The organism is Paenarthrobacter sp. NPDC058040 (genome assembly GCF_042885775.1).
Classification (GTDB): Bacteria; Actinomycetota; Actinomycetes; order Actinomycetales; family Micrococcaceae; genus Arthrobacter.
In genome coordinates, this window is the sequence record NZ_JBHVRN010000010.1 from 102,067 (window position 1) to 121,233 (window position 19,167).

At 62.2% G+C, this 19,167-nt stretch carries 19 protein-coding genes; 14 read left to right on the plus strand and 5 right to left on the minus strand.

What is annotated here, in order from left to right; all coding sequences use genetic code 11:
* The first annotated feature begins 19 nt into the window (after positions 1 to 19).
* The 6 genes from ACFVSJ_RS15425 (at position 20) to ACFVSJ_RS15450 (ending at position 5,922) form a co-directional block, all read left to right on the plus strand.
* Positions 20 to 793: a Flp pilus assembly protein CpaB gene (locus ACFVSJ_RS15425; protein ID WP_387437755.1), complete on the plus strand. Its 774-nt coding sequence runs from the start codon at positions 20 to 22 to the stop codon at positions 791 to 793.
* Positions 790 to 1,986, plus strand: coding sequence for a CpaE family protein (locus tag ACFVSJ_RS15430; RefSeq protein WP_387437756.1), 1,197 nt, complete (start codon positions 790 to 792; stop codon positions 1,984 to 1,986). The genes ACFVSJ_RS15425 and ACFVSJ_RS15430 overlap by 4 nt, the downstream gene beginning before the upstream one ends.
* 167 nt (positions 1,987 to 2,153) lie before the next feature.
* Positions 2,154 to 3,494 (plus strand): CpaF family protein, encoded by a 1,341-nt coding sequence (locus ACFVSJ_RS15435; RefSeq protein ID WP_387437898.1) that lies wholly within the window; start codon positions 2,154 to 2,156, stop codon positions 3,492 to 3,494.
* A gap of 7 nt (positions 3,495 to 3,501) precedes the next feature.
* On the plus strand, positions 3,502 to 4,434 hold the full coding sequence (locus tag ACFVSJ_RS15440) for a type II secretion system F family protein (protein WP_387437758.1): 933 nt from the start codon (positions 3,502 to 3,504) through the stop codon (positions 4,432 to 4,434).
* An 8-nt stretch (positions 4,435 to 4,442) separates the two neighbouring features.
* Entirely contained in the window at positions 4,443 to 5,327 is an 885-nt protein-coding gene (locus ACFVSJ_RS15445) for a type II secretion system F family protein (RefSeq protein ID WP_387437759.1), read from the plus strand.
* Positions 5,328 to 5,442: 115 nt separating this feature from the next.
* Positions 5,443 to 5,922, plus strand: a complete 480-nt coding sequence (locus tag ACFVSJ_RS15450) for an Hpt domain-containing protein (protein WP_387437760.1) — start codon at positions 5,443 to 5,445, stop codon at positions 5,920 to 5,922.
* Here the strand turns inward: ACFVSJ_RS15450 and ACFVSJ_RS15455 are convergent.
* On the minus strand, positions 5,919 to 6,686 hold the full coding sequence (locus tag ACFVSJ_RS15455; RefSeq protein WP_387437761.1) for a response regulator transcription factor: 768 nt from the start codon (positions 6,684 to 6,686) through the stop codon (positions 5,919 to 5,921). The genes ACFVSJ_RS15450 and ACFVSJ_RS15455 overlap by 4 nt on opposite strands.
* Before the next feature lie 347 nt (positions 6,687 to 7,033).
* On the opposite strand from ACFVSJ_RS15455, the gene ACFVSJ_RS15460 reads away from it, so the two are divergent.
* The gene (locus ACFVSJ_RS15460) at positions 7,034 to 8,590 is read left to right on the plus strand and encodes a sensor histidine kinase (RefSeq protein WP_387437762.1); all 1,557 of its coding nucleotides are present in this window, start codon (positions 7,034 to 7,036) and stop codon (positions 8,588 to 8,590) included.
* Between the two features lie 45 nt (positions 8,591 to 8,635).
* Here the strand turns inward: ACFVSJ_RS15460 and ACFVSJ_RS15465 are convergent, their stop codons facing one another.
* Complete coding sequence (locus ACFVSJ_RS15465; protein WP_387437764.1) at positions 8,636 to 10,183, minus strand: PQQ-binding-like beta-propeller repeat protein; 1,548 nt, start codon at positions 10,181 to 10,183, stop codon at positions 8,636 to 8,638.
* A gap of 163 nt (positions 10,184 to 10,346) precedes the next feature.
* On the opposite strand from ACFVSJ_RS15465, the gene ACFVSJ_RS15470 reads away from it, so the two are divergent.
* Together ACFVSJ_RS15470 and ACFVSJ_RS15475 are read left to right on the plus strand one after the other, a co-directional pair.
* Positions 10,347 to 11,105, plus strand: a complete 759-nt coding sequence (locus ACFVSJ_RS15470; RefSeq protein WP_387437765.1) for a hypothetical protein — start codon at positions 10,347 to 10,349, stop codon at positions 11,103 to 11,105.
* 55 nt (positions 11,106 to 11,160) lie between these two features.
* Positions 11,161 to 12,102, plus strand: coding sequence for a lipid kinase (locus ACFVSJ_RS15475; protein ID WP_387437766.1), 942 nt, complete (start codon positions 11,161 to 11,163; stop codon positions 12,100 to 12,102).
* Between the two features lie 31 nt (positions 12,103 to 12,133).
* On the opposite strand, the gene ACFVSJ_RS15480 is transcribed toward ACFVSJ_RS15475, so the two are convergent.
* A complete protein-coding gene (locus ACFVSJ_RS15480) occupies positions 12,134 to 12,616 on the minus strand; it encodes a hypothetical protein (protein WP_387437767.1) in 483 nt (160 codons plus the stop codon).
* Between the two features lie 111 nt (positions 12,617 to 12,727).
* Between ACFVSJ_RS15480 and ACFVSJ_RS15485 the strand changes: the two genes are divergently transcribed.
* Positions 12,728 to 13,159 carry a VanZ family protein gene (locus ACFVSJ_RS15485; RefSeq protein ID WP_387437768.1) on the plus strand — a complete coding sequence of 144 codons (432 nt, stop codon included), beginning with the start codon at positions 12,728 to 12,730 and terminating at the stop codon, positions 13,157 to 13,159.
* On the opposite strand, the gene ACFVSJ_RS15490 is transcribed toward ACFVSJ_RS15485, so the two are convergent.
* Positions 13,156 to 13,776: a low molecular weight phosphatase family protein gene (locus tag ACFVSJ_RS15490; protein ID WP_387437769.1), complete on the minus strand. Its 621-nt coding sequence runs from the start codon at positions 13,774 to 13,776 to the stop codon at positions 13,156 to 13,158. The two genes, ACFVSJ_RS15485 and ACFVSJ_RS15490, sit on opposite strands and share 4 nt — an antisense overlap.
* Positions 13,773 to 15,305 carry a polysaccharide biosynthesis tyrosine autokinase gene (locus ACFVSJ_RS15495; protein WP_387437770.1) on the minus strand — a complete coding sequence of 511 codons (1,533 nt, stop codon included), beginning with the start codon at positions 15,303 to 15,305 and terminating at the stop codon, positions 13,773 to 13,775. Before ACFVSJ_RS15495 ends, ACFVSJ_RS15490 begins: the two co-directional genes overlap by 4 nt.
* A gap of 288 nt (positions 15,306 to 15,593) precedes the next feature.
* On the opposite strand from ACFVSJ_RS15495, the gene ACFVSJ_RS15500 reads away from it, so the two are divergent.
* From ACFVSJ_RS15500 to lepB, 4 genes are all read left to right on the plus strand, one after another.
* Positions 15,594 to 16,313 carry a helix-turn-helix domain-containing protein gene (locus ACFVSJ_RS15500; RefSeq protein ID WP_387437771.1) on the plus strand — a complete coding sequence of 240 codons (720 nt, stop codon included), beginning with the start codon at positions 15,594 to 15,596 and terminating at the stop codon, positions 16,311 to 16,313.
* A gap of 196 nt (positions 16,314 to 16,509) precedes the next feature.
* Positions 16,510 to 17,151: a hypothetical protein gene (locus ACFVSJ_RS15505; protein ID WP_387437772.1), complete on the plus strand. Its 642-nt coding sequence runs from the start codon at positions 16,510 to 16,512 to the stop codon at positions 17,149 to 17,151.
* 245 nt (positions 17,152 to 17,396) lie between these two features.
* A complete protein-coding gene (locus ACFVSJ_RS15510; RefSeq protein WP_387437774.1) occupies positions 17,397 to 18,431 on the plus strand; it encodes a hypothetical protein in 1,035 nt (344 codons plus the stop codon).
* Complete coding sequence (gene lepB, locus ACFVSJ_RS15515) at positions 18,428 to 19,156, plus strand: signal peptidase I (protein WP_387437775.1); 729 nt, start codon at positions 18,428 to 18,430, stop codon at positions 19,154 to 19,156. Before ACFVSJ_RS15510 ends, lepB begins: the two co-directional genes overlap by 4 nt.
* Positions 19,157 to 19,167 lie beyond the last annotated feature (11 nt).

The following is a 19,167-nucleotide window of genomic DNA, read 5'->3' on the forward strand; positions in this document are numbered from 1 at the left end:
CATCAGCACAGGAGCAGCAGTGAAATCACGCCTCGTGGCCGGCTCGGTAGCGGCCCTGCTGGCCATCGTCGGAGTGATCCTCGTCTTCGCGTACGCCCAGGGGGCAGACCAAAGGGCCGTTCAAAACCTTGCCCCTGTGGATGTCCTGATGGTCAAGGCACCGATTCCTGCGGGCACTCCCGTTGAAGTCATGAAGAATTCCGTGACTGCCCAACAGCTTCCGGCGTCCGCTGTTCCTGCCACTGCGCTGCGCACGCTGGGCGATTCCTCCGGCAAAGTCGCAGCAGTGGACCTCGTTCCGGGGGAGCCGTTGGTAGCCGAGCGCCTGATCGCGCCGGAGGCCCTGCAAGCCAGCGGGGAGGTCAAAGTGCCTGCCGGGCTGCAGGAAGTCTCGTTTCAACTGGAGCCGCAAAGGGTGGCAGGCGGTCGATTGGTGCCGGGCGACCACGTGGGGATCTTCATCTCCATGGCCAGCGGCGGAATCGAGGCAAAGCCGGACAAGGAAACCACCGAGCTGACCATCCACAAGGTCCTGGTGACCGCTGTCCAGCGTGCTCCCGAGTCATCGGAGGCCCAACCGTCTTCGAGCCCCACCCCGGGGTCCACGGCAGCTGATCCCAAGGACACGGCGCTCCCCACCGGATCGCTTCTCCTGACCGTGGCAGTAAGCGACGTGGACGCGTCCAAGATCGTCTTCGCTTCCGAGTTCGCCAAGATCTGGTTGAGCAAGGAGCCACTTGATGCCCAGGAGAACGGCCCTCGGATCATCCAAAGGAGCGAGGTATACAAGTGAGCCGGTTCGTCCTGATTACTCCCAACGCGGATTTCGATCAGCGCCTGCGCCAGGCCGTTGCCGGGGGGCTCCCCGGTAGCGTGCAGACCTTCTTCACCAACATCCTCCCCGTCGACCCGGCCGAGCTCTTCGGCGCCATCAACCAGGAACCCATGGAGGTGCTCATTTTGGGCCCGGAGGTGCCCGTGGACGAAGCCTTGCGCCTGGCCACGGTACTCACCGTGCAATTGCCGGAACTGAGCGTGCTCCTTGTCAGCGAACCCGACCCGGACTTCATCCTCCAAGCGATGCGATCCGGGATCCGCGACATCATGCGGCCAACGGTGGATGTGGCCGAGATCCGGGTGACCCTGGAACGTGCGTGCCAGTCATTCGCTACCCGCCACCGAACAATGGAACTCCAGCAATCCGGCGCACCCAGGGGAACGGTCATCGGCGTCTTTTCTCCGAAAGGAGGCGTGGGCAAAACGACGATTGCCACCAACATTGCAGTGGGACTCGGCAAGATCGCGCCCATGAGCGTGGTGATCGTGGATCTTGATCTGCAGTTCGGTGATGTTGCCTCCGCGCTGTACCTCAATCCGGAACATACGGTTACGGACGCCGTCTCTCCGACTGCCAGCCAGGACTCGCTGGTGCTCAAGGCATTCCTCACGGTCCATCCGGCGAGCATCTATGCCGTGTGCGCGCCCAAGAATCCCGTTGAAGCCGACGGTATTACCCCGGAGCAGGTGGGCCGGCTGCTGGAGCAGCTTGCCGAACAGTTCCGGTACGTCATTGTGGATACGGCTCCAGGGCTTCCTGAGATCGGACTTGCCGCCCTGGAACACTGCACGGATGCCGTCTGGGTTACAGGCATGGATGTTCCCGGCGTTCGCGGCCTCCGTTCTGGCCTGGACATTCTGCGCAGGCTTAACCTCCTGCCGGAGGCCCGTCACGTGGTGATCAACATGGCTGATTCCAAGGTGGGGCTGTCGGTCCAGGATGTTGAATCAACTGTCGGCGCCCCGGTTGATGTGAGTATCCCACGGTCCAAGGCCGTGGCACTTTCCACCAACCGGGGAATCCCGGTGCTCCAGGAGTCAACCAAGGACCCGGCGGTCAAGGGCTTCAACCAGTTGGTGCAGCGCTTCAACCCCGAATGGCGGAACACGACGCAGCGGAAACTCCACAGGAGGGTGGTAGTCCAGTGAAGCTTTCCGAGCGCCTGCACGACGCCGAGGACGTGGCGTTGACTTCGACGCCGGAGGACCACCAGGGAACCAACGGCACCTCCTCGGGCAAGCCAACTTTTGCGCAGGCCATACAGCAGGCTACGCCGGAGCTCCAGACGAAGGCCTCCGTTGTGGCGCATCCGCACATCAAAACGGCAGACTTTCCTGATGCGCCGAGGCCAAGGGCCCAGCAACCGGTGGACGTCTTCGCCGCGCTCAAGAGGCGCGCCGCAACGGCCTTGTTCGAGCGCTTGGGTGCTCGGTTCAACGACTCGTCGCTGAGCGAACTGGAGTTGCGGAGCGCCGCCCGGGAAGAGCTCACCCGGATCATCGACGCCGAACAGGTCCCGCTTTCTCCGGAGGAGCGCAGCCGCCTGGTTGCGGACGTGGCAGACGACGTCCTGGGCTACGGGCCACTGCAGCGCCTGTTGGATGACCCGGACATCACCGAAATCATGGTCAACAGAATGGACCAGATTTACGTCGAGCGGCGAGGCAAACTGACGCTCACGGAGTCGGTTTTCAGCTCCGAGGACCATCTCCGAAGGGTCATTGAACGCATTGTTTCCAGGGTGGGGCGTCGGATCGACGAGTCATCCCCGCTGGTTGATGCGCGCTTGGAAGACGGTTCGCGCGTCAACGCCGTGATTCCTCCCTTGGCCGTCGGGGGTTCCTCCCTGACCATCCGTAAGTTCAGCAAGGTGCCCTTGACGGTCCGGAACCTGATCGACTTTGGGACGCTCACCCCCCAGATGGCCGAACTCCTTGATGCATGCGTTAAAGCAAAGCTGAACATCATCGTTTCCGGTGGTACGGGAACCGGCAAGACCACGCTGCTGAACGTCTTGTCATCCTTCATTCCGGAGGACAACCGAATAGTGACCATTGAGGATGCAGTAGAGCTTCAGATCCAGCAGCAACACGTCGTCAGGCTCGAAAGCCGGCCGCCCAATACCGAGGGTAAGGGCGAGGTCACCATCCGGGACCTGCTCCGGAACTCCCTGCGGATGCGTCCGGACAGGATCGTGGTGGGCGAGGTCCGTGGTGGAGAGTCGCTGGACATGCTGCAGGCCATGAATACCGGTCACGACGGCTCGCTTTCCACGGTGCACTCAAATTCCCCCAGGGACGCCGTGGCCCGGTTGGAGACCTTGGTCCTCATGGCCGGAATGGACCTGCCGTTGCGTGCTATTCGTGAACAGATAGCGTCCGCAGTAAACCTCATCATCCAAATTTCCCGCCTTCGCGACGGGACACGCCGTATCACCCACGTTACGGAGGTTCAAGGCATGGAAGGCGACATCGTCACCCTCCAGGACGCTTTCGTCTTCGATTATTCGGCGGGGGTCGATGATCACGGCAGGTTCCTCGGCCGTCCGGTATCCACCGGCATCCGTCCGCGTTTCATCGACCGCTTCGAGGACGTGGGAATCCGGGTTCCGGCCGAGGTTTTTGCAGCCCCACTGACCACCACTTCGAGGACTTGATCGCGCCATGATGTTGATTGCCGGTTTGGCCCTGATGCTGTCAGCCATCGTCGCCTTTGGCGTTGCCGTGGTTCTTCCGAAAACCCCTGAAGTCCCACTGGAGCGGCGTCGACCGTACCAAGCAGTTTCGGGCTCCGGGCTGACGAGGCTTACCGGGTCCACCACAGAGGCCCTTCATGGCTTCCTGACCCGCCGCAACGTCCGGCTGTTCAACCGCGAAACACTTGATAATGCAGGCGTGCGGATGGGCCAAGCCGATTTTGTGGTGCTCGTCATTGCAGGCGGCTTTGTTGGCGCACTGATCGGCCTTGTTGTCGGCGGCGTCCTTGTAGCCATTCTCTTCAGCGTTCCTGCGCCTTTGGTGGCCCACCTCGTTCTCAAAGTCCGGGCCGGAAAACGGCGTGACAAATTCGAGGATCAGCTGGGCGATACCCTGCAGCTTCTTTCCGGGGGATTGCGGGCCGGCCACAGCATACTCCGGGCAATTGATGCGGCGGCTGCGGAATCCGAGAGCCCTACAGCCGAGGAAATGCGCCGCGTCATCACCGAGACCAGCCTTGGCCGCGATTTGCAGGCCTCGCTGAGCGATACAGCCGAGCGTATGCGGAGCGAGGATTTCGTCTGGATTGGGCAGGCGATCCAGATCAACCGGGAAGTGGGCGGAAACCTCGCCGAGGTGCTCGACCAGGTCAATGAGACCATCCGCGAGCGCAGCGAGATCAAGGGACACATCAAGTCCCTGGCGGCGGAGGGCAAGTTCTCGGCCTATATCCTGATGGCCCTTCCCGTGGGCATCGTGCTGATGCTCATGGTGGTCAACCCGGGCTACATGAACGTGATGTTCACGCACCCCATCGGTTGGGGGCTGATCGCGTTGTCGGTCATCCTGATGACCATCGGTGGCCTGTGGATGCGCAAAATCATTAACTTGAAGTTCTGAGGCGCACCGTGCATCCCTTCCTTTTCATGTCGCTGCTGCTGGTACCCCTGCCGGGCGCCTATTTCGCGTGGTCGCTGCTTGCTGTCGACCGCAAGACCCCGCGCGCCGTTCGGGAACTCCTTACCCGTGGCCACGTTGCCGCCGAAGTCGCGGAGCAGAGCCGGGCCGGCCTGTTGGAGCGCGTCGGCTACAAGCTCACCCCGGGAAGCTACGCGCAGAAGCTTGACAGGCTGCTGTCACTGGCCGGACGCCCGCCGTCGCTTCCCCTGGGCCGCGTCTTGGCTGCGAAACCTGCACTCGGACTATGTGGGGCGCTTTTCGGGTTGCTCATCACCACAAGCAGTTCGAGCGGGATCATCAAGCTGGTAGGAATATTCGTTGTCCTGCTGGGCTACTTCATCCCCGATCTCATGCTTTACAGCAAGGGGCAGGAACGGCAGAAGACTATCCAGTTGGAACTTGCCAACACCATGGACCAAATGTTGATTTCGGTGGAGGCCGGCCTCGGTTTCGAAGGCGCGATGGCCCGAGCCGGGGAGAACGGCAAGGGGCCCTTGGCGGAGGAGATTGTACGCACGCTCCAGGACATGCAGGTTGGACGCAGTCGCCGGGAGGCCTACCTGGCATTGGCCCAACGCACCAACGTTCCTGAACTCCGGAGCTTTGTCCAGGCAGTCATCCAGGCGGACACCTACGGTATTGCCATCAGCCGGGTGTTGCGGGTCCAGGCGAAGGTGATGAGGGTGAAACGCCGGCAACGGGCAGAAGAGAAAGCGATGAAGCTTCCGGTAATGATTCTCTTCCCCTTGTTGTTCTTCATCTTCCCGGTCTTGTTCATTGCCATCCTGGGGCCCGCCGCCATCAACGCAATAGTGACCCTGAGCGGCAACTGAGCAATTCAGCATTTGACGAAGGAAGTAATCCCAGCGAAATCAGGAGGGGCTTAGGATTTGCTCAAGATCAGCGCAAGATCGGTTTAAGTCCGAATTCAGGACGTACCATCGAGTTATGTCCAGTTCAGATTTCCATGATGCCAACGTGGCAGCAGCCTTGGGTGCTGCGGGCGTGGCGGACGGCTCTGGGTGGGCGCAAGGAGGCTCGTTTTCGGTTGATCCGATACTGGACCTCGCACAATTCCAACTGCTCGAAGACCAACTGGACAATCCGCGGATCGCACGTGAATTTGCGCGGGACTTCGTGAAGCTGTGGGGGGCAAGGTACCAAACCCTCGTCTCCGCCGTCGAGCGTGGGGACCTGCCCGCGGCCCTGGACGCCATCCTTAGCCTCAGGACCTCGTCCGCCATGGTGGGTGGCGTTCGCCTGGCAGTTTATGCAGCGCGACTGGAAGAGCACATGAACAACGGTGATCTACGCCAGGCCAGCTCGTTGTTGAATGACATTGCCGATTGTGGCCAGCGCACGGTCAATGAACTGAAGGAAAGCTACGTCCTGAGGAATGCAACTCCGGAACCGGACCCGGCTGCCTAATCCGTCTTTTTGGGAACGAGGGCGTAGCCAACTCCCCGAACCGTCTGTAAAAAGCGCGGAGATTGTGAATCTTCACGGAGCTTTCGGCGGAGATTGCCGATGTGGGTCTCAACGGCCCGTTCATCAGCCTCACTGATATAGGCGTCGTCGTCGTAGTAGTCACCGCGGGCCGCGCGGACAAGATCAGACCTCGTCCTGACTTCCCCTGGGTTGCGCAGCAAATCGAGCAGAAGGTCGAACTCGCTTCGGGTCAAGGCCAACGCCGTACCATCGAGGTCAACGGTGCGGGACTTGTAGTTCAAGGTCAGGCCGTTGTGTTCAATGGACGCATGGCTGGGCACGCCCGACCGGTCGGAATTGCCGTGGGCCGCAGGCGAGGATTGCCCGGACACCACGCGTGGGCGCCGCATCATCGCAGCGACCCTGGCTCTTAACTCGCGGGGCAGAAATGGTTTCTTGACGTAATCGTCCGCACCCGTCAGAAATGCCGTCAGGGTATCGGGCTCGTCGCGTCGGGCGGTGAGCATCACCACGTAGGCGTCACTGAACTGCCTGATCCGTCTCAGGACCTCATGGCCGTCCATGTCCGGAAGCCCGACATCCAGCGTCACGGCTACGGCGTGATGATCCCGTACGACCTCCACGCCTTCGCGTCCGGTGGCGGCAGAGTGCACCACAAATCCGGCTTCCTTCAGGATGGCGCCCACCAAGTTCCGGACGTCCTCGTCATCCTCAATGACTACAGCAACCCCAGGCTCGTTCATTGAATATCCTCGAGTCGGCGCGCACCACCGTAAGCCCAGCGCAATACGGAAAGCGTCACCTCAATACGTACGATACAAGCGTTGAAGTTATATTGCACCTAATATGTGCAATATGCGCCGATCTCAACGTCAAAGCCCATTTCCCGCGGTCCGACCGTCCGGCGCTATTGCCAGCGGGAAACGGCCCCTGATAGTAATTGGTCCGTGTCCATCCTCCTCCGGCGTGTCCTGCCTTGACTGAGCAACCATTTCTGCGGACTGCCGTCCGCGTCTTCAGGAAACTGACGCCGAGGGCAAAAGTTGCAGTCTGTGAATTGCCTTTGACGCTGGTTGTCACGGGATTGATCGTGGCATCGCATGGACTTTGGCCCACACTCTTCCAAAACTGGTTGCTGATCATCGGGCTGCTCCTGCACGGCATGTTGTTTTTGGGTTGCTTCCTGGTGCCGTGGGAGCGGCTGCCGACCAACGCAAGCCTTGCGATTCCCATCCTGGACCTGGTGGCACTGACGTTTACGCGGAGCGGATCATATGGGGTTTTGCCCGGTCTGGCGGTGTTGGCCCTTTTCCCAGTGATCTGGCTGTCCGCTTCCGCACTTCGCGTAAGGACAAGCCTGGCCATCAGCTTTGCAGGCCCCCTGGTGATATCGCTCCCGGCGTTCATTTCCCACCTGCCCAAACCCACCGCTGCAGACATTTTCTCGGTGGCAGTGCTGCCTTTGCTGCTCTTGGCCGTGGCAGTGACCATCAGGCTTTCCGGTTCCAATGCCCGGATCCAGCAACGGCGCGTGGGCGAACGGGATCAGGCCCTCCGGCAATTGCTCGCGGAGAGCAGGGACCGGGAGATGCTGCTTGAGACCATTCTGGACACTATCGACGTCGGTATTGTGGCGGTGGATTCAAGGGGCAAAACCCTCTTGACCAATAACCAACAAAAGGAATTTCTCCGTCTGGCGGAATCCGTTCCGCCCGGTGACGATGAAAGCCTCATCTATGGCTTGGACAAGCTGACACCCTTGCCGCCGGATAAGCGCCCCATAGAGCGTGCGATCCATGGCGAGACCTTTTCCGATTACCTTGTCTGGTTCGGTTCCGGCACGGAACAGCGGGCCATCTCTACGGCTGCACGAAGCATGAAGCGCGCGGCAGACGACGGCTTCGGGGGAGCCGTGATTGTTTTCCGCGATGTCACTGACGTGGTCGATGCCCTCGCAGCCAAGGACGAATTGTTGGCCAACGTCTCCCACGAATTTGGGTCCCCGTTGACATCGATACTGGGCAATTTGGACCTGGCCCTCCACGGCGATGAAGACGTCCCGGCAGGAGCAAAACGCCATATGGAAGTGGCAGAGCGGAATGCGGGGCGGCTCCACGCGTTGGTGCAGGACCTGCTGTTGTCTTCCGCCGCCGTCGAAAGTGTCTATTTGCGGCGAACAGACGTGGCAGGTTTGGTGGAAAACAGCCTCGTGTCCGCACATGCGCAGGCCGACGCCGCCAATGTTGGCTTGGTTGCCGACGTGCCGTCACCCCTTTGGGCTGATGCAGACCCATTGCGGCTGGGCCAGGCACTGGACAATCTCATCTCCAACGCGATCAAGTATTCGCCGGGTGGCGGCCGCATCAAGGTGTTGGCGGCCCGCAACGACGACTGGATCCATCTTGAAGTGCGCGATACCGGAATCGGCATGACTCCCGACGAGACTGCCAAGATCTTCACGCGCTTTTTCCGGTCAGACAGCGCCAGGCAGGCAGCGATTCCCGGAGTCGGCCTTGGGCTTTTCATTACCAAGTCCATCGTCGAACGTCACGGGGGCAGAATCACCTGCAGCAGCGTGCCCGGGGAAGGGAGCACCTTTACCATGCTGCTTCCCGCAGGAAACGACGACGCCGCTGCCGCCAGCTGACGCCGAGGGGCACCATTCTCTATGCTGGTGAGCTGAGCGTGGTTCCTACGTGAAGTCCTTCAGGAGCCTGTAGCCGGCCACTTTGCCTTCCAGTGAGATGACGGCGATCCCGTCGTCCATGGTGTCGACGTCGGTGAGCGCGCCATAGGTGAATGACGGGACAGGAGTGCCGCCCTTGGTGCACGGGAAGGCCGTGACCGATCCAGCGCCCGTCCCGCCGAAGTCCTTGTATGGGCCGCCGGGTGGCAGCGCGTAGGTGGTCTCTTCCAGACAGACGAACACGTCCTCAAACGTTGTGGAGGACTTGTACTTGCCGGTTCGCGTATCCACCATGTTTGAATCCCAAAATGTGCCGGCGATGACCGCTTCTCCGTGGTTGGCCGCAGGCAGGAAAGCCTGCCTGTACCAAGTGACTTCTACGGGTTTGGTCTCCCAAACTGTAAGGCCAGTCAGGGGATCGTAGCCTGCCAGCTTTCCTTTGGACCCGACGTACTTGCCTGACGGATATTCAACGGTGCCTTCCGTGTACTCGCATCTCACCGGCAAGGCCTCGCCACCTTGCAGCTTGGTGGCTTCCGTACCCATCGTTTGGGCGCACATGATCTGGGAGCCCTCTGAAACCCACAACACGCGCCCGCTGGAGGCCCGGAATCCGACAGTCTTGTTGATGTCTCGAAGATTCAAGGCCATGGACGTGCCACTCAAGTCGGAAGAATTGCCGCTGGCCGGGCTGTACCCAACGGACCCGACGTACAAGTCAAGTTTCTCCGAGTAGGCGAAATGCCCTCCCATGTCAGTGGTGGCGCCCTTGCCGAACACCGTCTCCAGATCGACCTCCCACAGGACCTCGCCGTAGGCAACATGGGCAAGCTTCTCGACGCCGCCCTCCTCCGTTGAGTAGAGTTCCTTGCCCACTGGCCTGAAGTTCCCGTTGAGGGGGTTGACGTCGGGACCGGCAAACTCTTCGCCTGCATCGAGGTCCACCCAATGCTCCAGCGTCGTCGCTGTCTCGTCATAGGCGATGAAGCACATGTCTTCGATGTCGTCGCAGGCAAAGGGGCGCGTGCTGACCAGTTCCGGTCTTCCGCGATATATCTCCTTGCCCGTAGTGAGATCGACTGCCACAGGACTGGTCCACCAGTCGGTGCCGCTTGCATTCGCCGGGGCTGTGGCAGCTTGCAGGAAGATCGCTGCACTCTTCCCTGAGGCAGTCCGGGTTACAGCCGGCTCGAGGGGTTCGGCAGGCGAATCGAACCCCGGGTGAACCGGCTGGGTCCAGAGCTCCTTGCCATCCTTGACAGAGTAAGCGTGGGCCTCCACCCCGGCGGAAGCTTTGGCATATACCAAGGCCACGCCATCCTGCACCACGGGCTGGCCGATTGCACTCAGGGGCTTTTCCCACACCACCGCAGCAGTCTCGGTGCTCCGGGCCTCCGCCGTCTGGCTCGGGGCCTGTGTGGTTGGTGTTGCCGCCGGCAGCCCGGGCAGCGGCAGGACCGTGCAGGAGGACATCAGGAGGGCTCCCGTTGCAGCCAAGGCCACGCCGGGAAGGGCGGAGCGCCTGCGGCCTGCGGCAGTGGAGGCGGATGACATTATGGTTCCCCCAAGGAACGTAAGGGTTCAGCACCGGGGCGGTGTTTGTTCCAAACCAGAGAGTGCCAACTGGGCGTGGCTGAGATTGAGGATAGCGGACAACCGCAGCGGTGTTACTGTAGCGACGGCGCGGCGTCGCGTCCGGGACATTCATGGGGGTTCAGTGACCAACGAGACGAACGAAGCGGTCCAAGGCCGTCCGCCGACGCAACCCGTGGGACCGCCGCCGTTCCACCCCCAAACTTTCGCGCCGCCGTCGTTCCCGCCGCCCGTGCCGCAGTACTACCAACCACCGCAGTATGCGCAGCAGCCTTTTCCTTACCAGGGCTATTCGGCGCCCGTGCCGCCGTCGTACTCGTTTCCTGGGTCCGTCACCGCTCCGGCGCCTTACCCGCCGAGTGGGGGCAGGGCCTTTGGGCCGTCATTCTGGGTTACGGGTTCGATCCTGGCCGTCGTTGCCTTGGTCAGTGCCGTCCTTGGCAACGGCGAGGCCATCCTGATCTTCCTCGGCCTGGCCGCGGTGATCACTGGGCTCTACTCGCTCGTGTTCAAGCGGGCCTCTTGGGCTGCGCTCCGCGGCACGAAAGCCGCAGCCGCAGTTGCGATAGCCGGGGCCGCGGCACTGGTCCTTGGAGGCGTCGCCGCCGGGGTGGAGTCGCGACGGAGTTCGACGGCGGTCTCCGCGCCGAGCGCTGCGAGCAGCAGCATCGTTGAAGGCGTGTGGCTGGTGGGTGAAGACATAGCGCCAGGCCTGTACAGGACGGTCGAGGAAGTCACCGATGCGTGCTACTGGCGGATCACCAGGCCTGGCGGCGGAAGCGACAGCACCATGGGGGCCGTCACCAGCGGCTACCCCTCGGTGGAATTGAGCCGGGGACAGAAATTCACCACGCACGGCTGCGGCACCTGGGTCAGGCAGTAGGCCGTCCAGCCGGTACGCAGGCTTCTCCAAGGTCCATCCACCTACCATGGACCACATGACTTTTGCCCGGGACGTACGCTCTGCCGCCGTCGTGATCAATGCGGGCTCACGCCGTGGTGCCGCCGCCAGTGGGCCTGCCGTGGACCTGCTGCGGCAGGCGGGGCTGCCCGTTTCTGCCGCGCATGCCGTTACCTCCGGCGCGGACCTGGGGGCAGCACTTGAACGCGTGGTCGCGGAGGGGCACGACCTTGTGGTGGTCGGCGGTGGTGACGGCACGGTGAGCTACGCGGCGGGGCTGCTTGCCGGGACGGAAATCGCACTCGGAGTCCTCCCACTGGGTACCGCGAATGACCTTGCCCGGACGCTCGAGATACCTACCGGTCTCGCTGAGGCCTGCGCGGTGGTGGCTGACGGGAAAATCGTGGACATCGACCTCGGGCGGGCCAATGGCCAGCCGTTCCTCAACGTCGCATCCGTTGGTCTCTCGGTGGGCGTCACGGAGGCTTTGAGTCCACGCTTGAAGAAGCACATCGGCCCCCTGGCGTACGGCGTTGCCACGGTGCAGGCCTACGCGCGCCACCAGCCGTTCAGGGCGCGGCTGGAGTTCCCCGACGGGGACCACCAAACCTTGGAGCTTGAGGACCTACTCCAGGTGGCCGTGGGAAACGGCCGGCATTACGGAGGCGGGAACACGGTCTCGCCCTTGGCCGGGATCGACGATCACACGCTGGACATCTATGCCATCCTCGCGGCGCCGCTCCGGGAGCATGTGAAAATCGCGCGGCTGCTGAAGGACGGAAGCTTCATAGACCACGATCGCGTCTACCATCTGGAGACCCGAAACGTCCGGCTGGTCACCGAGCCGCCGCTGTCAGTGAACCTCGACGGCGAGATCGCCACCGAAACCCCGACGGATTTCGGTGTGCAACGGAACGCAGTCCATGTGGTGGTGCCGCAGGGGAGTACGAGCGCGACGTTCGATGGTCCGGGCGCGTGACGCGTCGTGGATTGGTGAATCCCGGCCGAGCTTAGCTGGCGCTCATACTCATCGACGTCAGCTCAGACGCGAACTCACTCCCTGAGAGCGTGAATGGTTTTCCTTCCCCGAAGACATCAATCGCCAGGAGCCAATCCTCGACGGTCATGCCACCGGTAACGTCAACAGTCTCTTGAGTGTTGCCTGCAACGGGAGCCTCAGATGACGAAGACTTACGAGCTACCCGGAAGAATGTCACATTGACTCGAGCATCCAATATCGTCACCAGCGTCAGTGCCTGTTCGTGGAGTTGCTCCATTCGATGAATAGTCACGACGGCTGACTCGGACGGGTCGGCCACAATCACCGAGTACTCACCCTGGGAGTCAACAGGCATGACTTCGCTGGCAGCCTCGTAAAATTTCGGGGTGCGCATCAGGGCAGAAAAACGAGCCGCGATGTGTGCGCGACTCTTCAGTGTTTCTTTGCTCGCCATGCTTCCCTGGGCGAGCGTCTTGTGGTCCCCAATTCCCATCCCTCAAGGATAAATCCATTCGCAGACAATATTTGACCGGGTGAAGCCGAGAGAGAGCGAGGTTGCTCTGAGCTCGAGCAGTACTTTCACACGGCCAAGTAGGCTGGTCGAATGACCACCGCCGAGGACTCCGCCACCCGCCGCGGGCAAAGGTGGCTGCAGGCAGCATTCGCCGCCTATCTGGTGGCTTTGGCCTTGGTGGTTTTCCTTCCATCGAAGGAAGCGAGCACAGTCACCGGCTTCGTTGGCATCATCGCTGGTTGGCTAGCGGCGTTGGGCCTGCCGTTCAAGGACGCGGCCGCAGCCGTCGAGTTCGTCTCCAACATCGTCATGTTCGTCCCGTTCGGCGGGCTGGTCCGGTTCCTGTGGCCAAGCCGTTGGACTTGGTGGCGCATCCTGCTGCTCGGTGCCGCGACTTCCACGTTAATTGAACTCACCCAGCTGCTGATCCCGGGCCGGGTGACGGCTTTGTCTGATGTCATCGCCAACACGGCCGGGGCCGTCATTGGTGCGCTGGTGGCGAGGTGGCTCCGAGCCCGCTAGAGATGCCTGCCAAGGATCGCCACAATGTCGTCGCTGTACCCGGCGATGCGGTGGCCCACCTCGCGGTGTACGGCCTCCGTGGCATTGATGGGGTCGGGGATATCGTCCGCATCGTTCAACCCGGCCGTTGACCTGACGGCGGCGGTTCGCCGCACCAGGCGCGCGACGGCGGAATCCGCACCGGCACCCGTCACGGCTGCCCAGCTTGGTGCGGCAGGCTGGCTAACCGTCACGGGCAGCGACCCCGCAGCGCGCACGAATTCGGCCATGGTGAAGGTCCGCTGGGCTGCGCCGGGAAACCTCTTAACCAGTTCGTCACGCTGCTTGCGGGTCATGGTCAGAACCAGTTCTGCGGCAACGGACTCCTCGGTGATCTGCCTGCCGAACGAGCCGGAGGGATAGCCGCCGTACTCCTTGGAGAGGGCCGCGGGGAGTGGCTCCATGGGGGCGCCGACCGCGGCGTGCAGTCCCGCGCTGCCTACGGAGAAGTTCCCGATTCCGGCCTTGGCCAGCCGGGCACGGATCAACTGTTCGGCCAGCGGCGAGCGGCAAATATTGCCGGTGCAGACGGCCAGGATCGACGACGGCGGCTGGGCGCCGGCTTTGAACGCCGTCACAGTGCGGGGGTGCTTTCGCGACGTCGGCCGCGGCGTTGGCCCTCCAGGGGTACGTGGTCCGTAGGAGCCAAGGGCTGCGACTCCGACGCCGGAACGTGGTTTGCGTTGGCGGACTCGCTGCCGGCTTCCTTGCGGTTGTAATACGTGTAGTACTGGTAGCCGTAGTCCTCGCCTTTGGAGGATTTGCGGGAAACGCCGTTGATGATGAGGCCCAAGGGGCGTCCCTTGACGCGGTCCAGGTTCTGGAGGGCCCGCTTGAGCTGGTCGTACGTGGTCTTGCCGGCCCGGCTGACCACAATGGCGCCGTCCGTGCGGGCCGTGAGGATGGCGGCGTCGGTCACTGGCAACAGCGGAGGTGCATCCACCAGCACGATCGCGTGCCGTGCGAGGTCCTCCAGCAGCGTGTGCATGACGTTGGAACCGAGAAGCTCGCTGGGATTGGGCGGCACTGAACCGGCACCTAGGACAAACAAATCGCCGCTTTCGCCCCAGGGCTGCAGCACGTCGTTGAGCGTTGCGCGGCCAATGAGCACGTCCGTCAGGCCGACGTTGGTGAGGAGCCCGAAGGTCATGGCCAGCTTGGGGCGGCGGAGGTCGCCGTCCACCACAACCACCCTCTGACCCGAGGCCGCGATGGTCTGGGCAAGGTTGGCGATGACCGTGGTTTTTCCCTCTCCGGGCAGTGCGGAGGTGACAACGATGATGCGCGGGGGATTGTCCACGTCCATGAACTGCAGGTTGGTCCGCAGTTCCCGGATGGCCTCGGCCACGGCGTAGTCCTGGTGGTTCTTGTTCTCCAGGTCGTTGCCGCCCTGGGACAAAACGATGCGGTTGGAGCCATCGAAGTTCTTGTGGAAGGGCACCGTGCCGATGACGGCAACGCCGGTTTCGGATTCCAGGCGCACGGCGGAGCGGACGCGGCGGTCGAAAATATTGCGCAGCAAGGCGTACGCAATGGCAACAACCAGACCGGCCACCAAGCCAATCACCAAAGCGAGGCGGGTGTTCGGGGACGTGGGTGACGTTGGCACCTGAGCAGCATCGAGGGAGCGGAAGCTGACAATCGAGGTGTCGGTGCTGTTGGCTCCGCCCTTCTCCAACTGGTCCACTTGCTTGCCGACCGCGCCCACCCATGCTTCGGCCAGATCGCGGGCAGTCTCAGGCGAGCCCGCCTGCGCGGTGAATTTGAGGGTTGCCGTGTCCTGGGGGTTCTGGACTGACACGCGCGCGATCAGTTGCTCGGGAGAGGTGTTTTGGAGGCCGAGTTCCTGAATTACCGTTTCGGCCACGGATCGGGACTTGGCAACATCCATGTAGGACTTCGCCCGCGACTTGGAGTAGGTCTCGCCCGCCATGGCCGTTCCGAGGTCCTTGTTCACACCAACGGAAATGATGCCGCTGGCATCTGCGCTGTACACCTTCGCTTGGGTCAGGGTCCACCCGAAGGCAACTATTCCACCCAAGACCGTGATTGCGATAACGGATATCCAATGCGCCCGGAGGACCTTCCAATAGTCCGTCAGCTCCATAAAAATTGTCCCCCTGCAGATGTGTGACCTCGACACAAAAAAGAACGCGGTTCTTGAACTGCGTCACGAATATCGTAACGTGCAGTTCTATAGGGGCGACTCACCGAGCGGTGGGATGGGGGATTTATGACAATGCAGGATACTGACTTTCTCGAACCGGATGTGGCAAACACCGGGACCGTTCGCGGGAGGCCAAGGGAACACCCGGAGTGTATATTCGGTGCCGTTTCCCTTGGTTCGATTTCCGGCGACTTGGCGCGGTTTGATCCAACCGATTCGGCGGACCATGTGAATATCTATTTCGTCACCTCGGGTGTGGTCCGCGATCCAGGCTCGGGTGCCTTGATCCAAGGTGGGGGAACGGTGGTCATTGTTCCCGGCGGGCAGGAGCTGGCGTCGCCCTTCGTGGGGGAGGGCGAGGCCAAGCGGATCTCCATTCAGCGGGCCGCGGCGGAGACGTTCGTGCCGCATGCCCTGGACAGCGTGGTTGTCACCCCGATGGGGTCCAGGCTCGATGCCGCAGCTGAGGCTTTCGTCGGCGCTGTGTTGGAGCAGCCATCCCGCGATGGCTCTGCCATCGAGTCTTATGCAACGGAACAGATCCTGCTGGAATTGACGGGGAGCCTCCTGCTGGACCACTGCGGGGTTTCCTGGAATTCCACGTCCGTGACGTCGGTGCTGAGGGATCAAGCCATGGCCGTCATCGCGCAGCGCTGCGCGGACAGGGACTTCAATCCGGACGCTGTGGCCAGGGCCGTGCAGTCTTCGTTGCGCAGGGTCCAGGCCGCCTTTGCGGAGGTTGGCAACTCCATCGCGGCCGAGATCAGGAGGCAGCGTGGACGGCTTGCCCGAACGCTGCTCACGGATGCCCGGTATGACGTTCTGAGCGTCCAGCAGATCGCCGAGCAGACGGGCTTCGGTACGACGGCGGCCCTCCGGCGGACGCTCGACGAATTGTACGGCTGTGGACCCTCGGACCTGCGGGAACGCCGTGGAAGGGACCAATAGGGGGCCAAAAGTCGCTGAATGGCAGCCCTGAGGACATTCCGTGCAGACCTTGGACCATTCAGCGACAATCTGCGCGCAAAGGCCGGATCTGGGCATTTGGGCCCAAAAACCGTGGGTAGTCTCTATGCCAGATGGGGGAACTCGGCGCGTGCTGGATTCCAACCGATGGTTTTCATCCTTAGCTGAAAGAAGAACTATGAGCGACGAACTTACGGTCTCAAAGCCGCACTCGCGCCGTGCAGTGGTCAAGGGCGCAGCTTGGTCCGTCCCGGTCATCGCGGCAGCTGTTGCAGCGCCTGCGGCAGTAGCCTCCGTGAACAACGCAGCCCTGGCCGTTACCGGCAATCAGACCGGGCTGCTGACACTTAACCTGCTCGACGGCGGTGGCACCCTCACGGCGACCGCCCTCACCACCGTTCCCACCCAGCTCACCCTGACCAACGGCGCGGGTGCCATCAACCAGACCGCAACCATCACTGTGACGGTTGCCCGTCCGGCGGGTATCAACATTCCAGTTGGCCGTGCCCGCGGCTTCGGTGTCTACTCCTACGACGGGGTCAACACCACCGCCGGCCAGCGTACAACCACGTACCAGAGCGCGCCGATCATCGGCCAGTTCGGCATGCCGACCACCACCTTTACCACCACGCAGAACATCAGTGTTGCAAGCAACGGCACATTGAATATCCCGATCGTTTTTGGTCTTGCGGGTACCAGCACTGGTGTTGCCATCAGCCTGTTGGCCACATTCCCCGTGACCATTACGGTTGACTTTGGTACCAGGACCCTTACCGCCAGCGGGACAATTTCCGTGCCTGTAGGTGCGGGTCTTCTCTAAAGTTTCTTTGACGGACTTTTCAAGCGGAAACGCGTCAGCAATTAGGCTGACGCGTTTTCGTGCGTCCTGATCACGGACGTTGGATTCTCCCGTGCGGAATTTAACAAGGCTGCTTAGCTTGCGGAACCGGCTGATGATTTTTATGGGTGGGATATTTGCAAACCGGTGACATTACGATCGATGCCTTGGGTAGCCCGGTCCGGATTCGCATGGACTTTTCGGAGCACCAATTTGACGGACCGAGGTTGGGCCAATTCAGGGATCCCTGGCGTGACGCCGAATCCGGACGCAGCGGAGAGGACCCCGCCGGAGAGGACCCCGTCGCGGAGCTCGTGTGGCGGTTTCCCGCGGATGAAGAGACAGCCAACTCCGTCGCAGAACTCTCCACCTACGCCACCCTCGCTGCCATCGAGTCCAAACGCGGCCGTCTGTTGATGTTGCACGCCGCTGGTATTGCGGATGAATCCGGCAGGGTTCTTGCCTTCATTGGCCCTTCCGGCAAGGGCAAAACCACCTTGGCGCGCACTCTGGGCACTGACTATGGCTACGTCACCGATGAAACCGTTGGGATAGAAGCGGACGGCACCGTCCACCCCTACCGCAAACCGCTGTCCGTTGTCCGGGCCGGTGAGGCTTGCAAGGAGCAGTTGGCGCCGTCGGCCTTGGGCCTTCGGGAACTGCCGGACGCGCCGCTGCGCCTTGCCGGCCTGGTGGTGGTTGCCCGCAAGGACGAATTCGTCGGCCGGCCGGAAATCACCACTCTGGGACTTTGCGAGGCCTTGGCGGCGATCGTCCCGGAGGCCAGTTACCTGGCTGACATGGACAGGCCCCTGCAGACCATTGCCCGGCACGTGGACCGCAGCGGCGCGATCCAGCAGGTGAGCTACCGGGACGCCTCACAGGTCCTGCCTCTCATCCCCGCACTACTGTCGAGGGCAGAGCCTGGCGCCTGGACAGCTGTGTTGCCGGAGGAGAATGCCCGCGTGCGGAATCCGTTTGCGGATGAATCCTTCGTGCCCTCGCTTGTGCTGGATGCCGTGGAGGCCGGCGGTCAAACTGCCGTCCTCGACGCAAACCGCGTGGTACACATCCTGGACGGAGTTGGGCCTCTGGTATGGCGGGCTCTGTGCCACGGTCTTGCTTTCGAGGCGATCCTGCGGGAGGTGGAACTGGAGTTCGGAGCGCCGCCGGAGCAGAGCCTGGACGCCGCCGTCGTCGATATTCTTGCCGCCTTTGCTGATGCGGGCCTTCTGGTCCGCCTTCAGGGTCCACAGCCATGAGTTCCGTGACGTCGACCGCGGCCACCCGCCGTCGACGGGTCTTGCGATCGCCATGGTTCCATGCTGTCCTTGCGCTGGTCCTGGTGTCCCTGGTGCAAGGATTTTTCCTCAAGGTCTACAGCGTGCCTTCCGGGTCCATGGAACAGACACTCAACGTGGGCGACCGCGTCTTGGTGAACAGGACCGCGTACGCATTCGCCGCGCCCGAGCGCGGGGACGTCGTCGTCTTCCGGAAACCCGCCATGTGGGGACCGGCACCCGAGCACGGACCCCTGCGCACCGCCGTCGGCTGGTTTGGGGAGGTGAGCGGCATTGGGCCTGGCAACACGGAATACCTGGTGAAGCGGGTCATCGGGCTGCCCGGGGACACCGTAGAGTGCTGCGATGCAAGCGGGCAGGTCACGGTCAATGGACAGGCGATTGCAGAGCCTTACGTCTTCCAGGACCTCCCGTTTGATGTGGGGAGCCTTGACTGCACGACGGCGGTGGACTCGCCGCGCTGCTTCGGGCCGGTCCGGCTGGGGGAGGACCAGTACCTGGTTTTGGGAGACCACCGTTCCAACTCCGATGATTCGGTGACAGCCTGCCGGAGTGCATCCGCGGGCAGTGACTGCGCCAGGACTGTCAATCGTTCGGAGGTGGTGGGGGCCGTGGGTTGGTTCTTGTATCCGTTCAACAAATGGGGCAGCGACGGCCTGAATACTGCGATCGGGGGCACACGGTGACCAATGTTTGC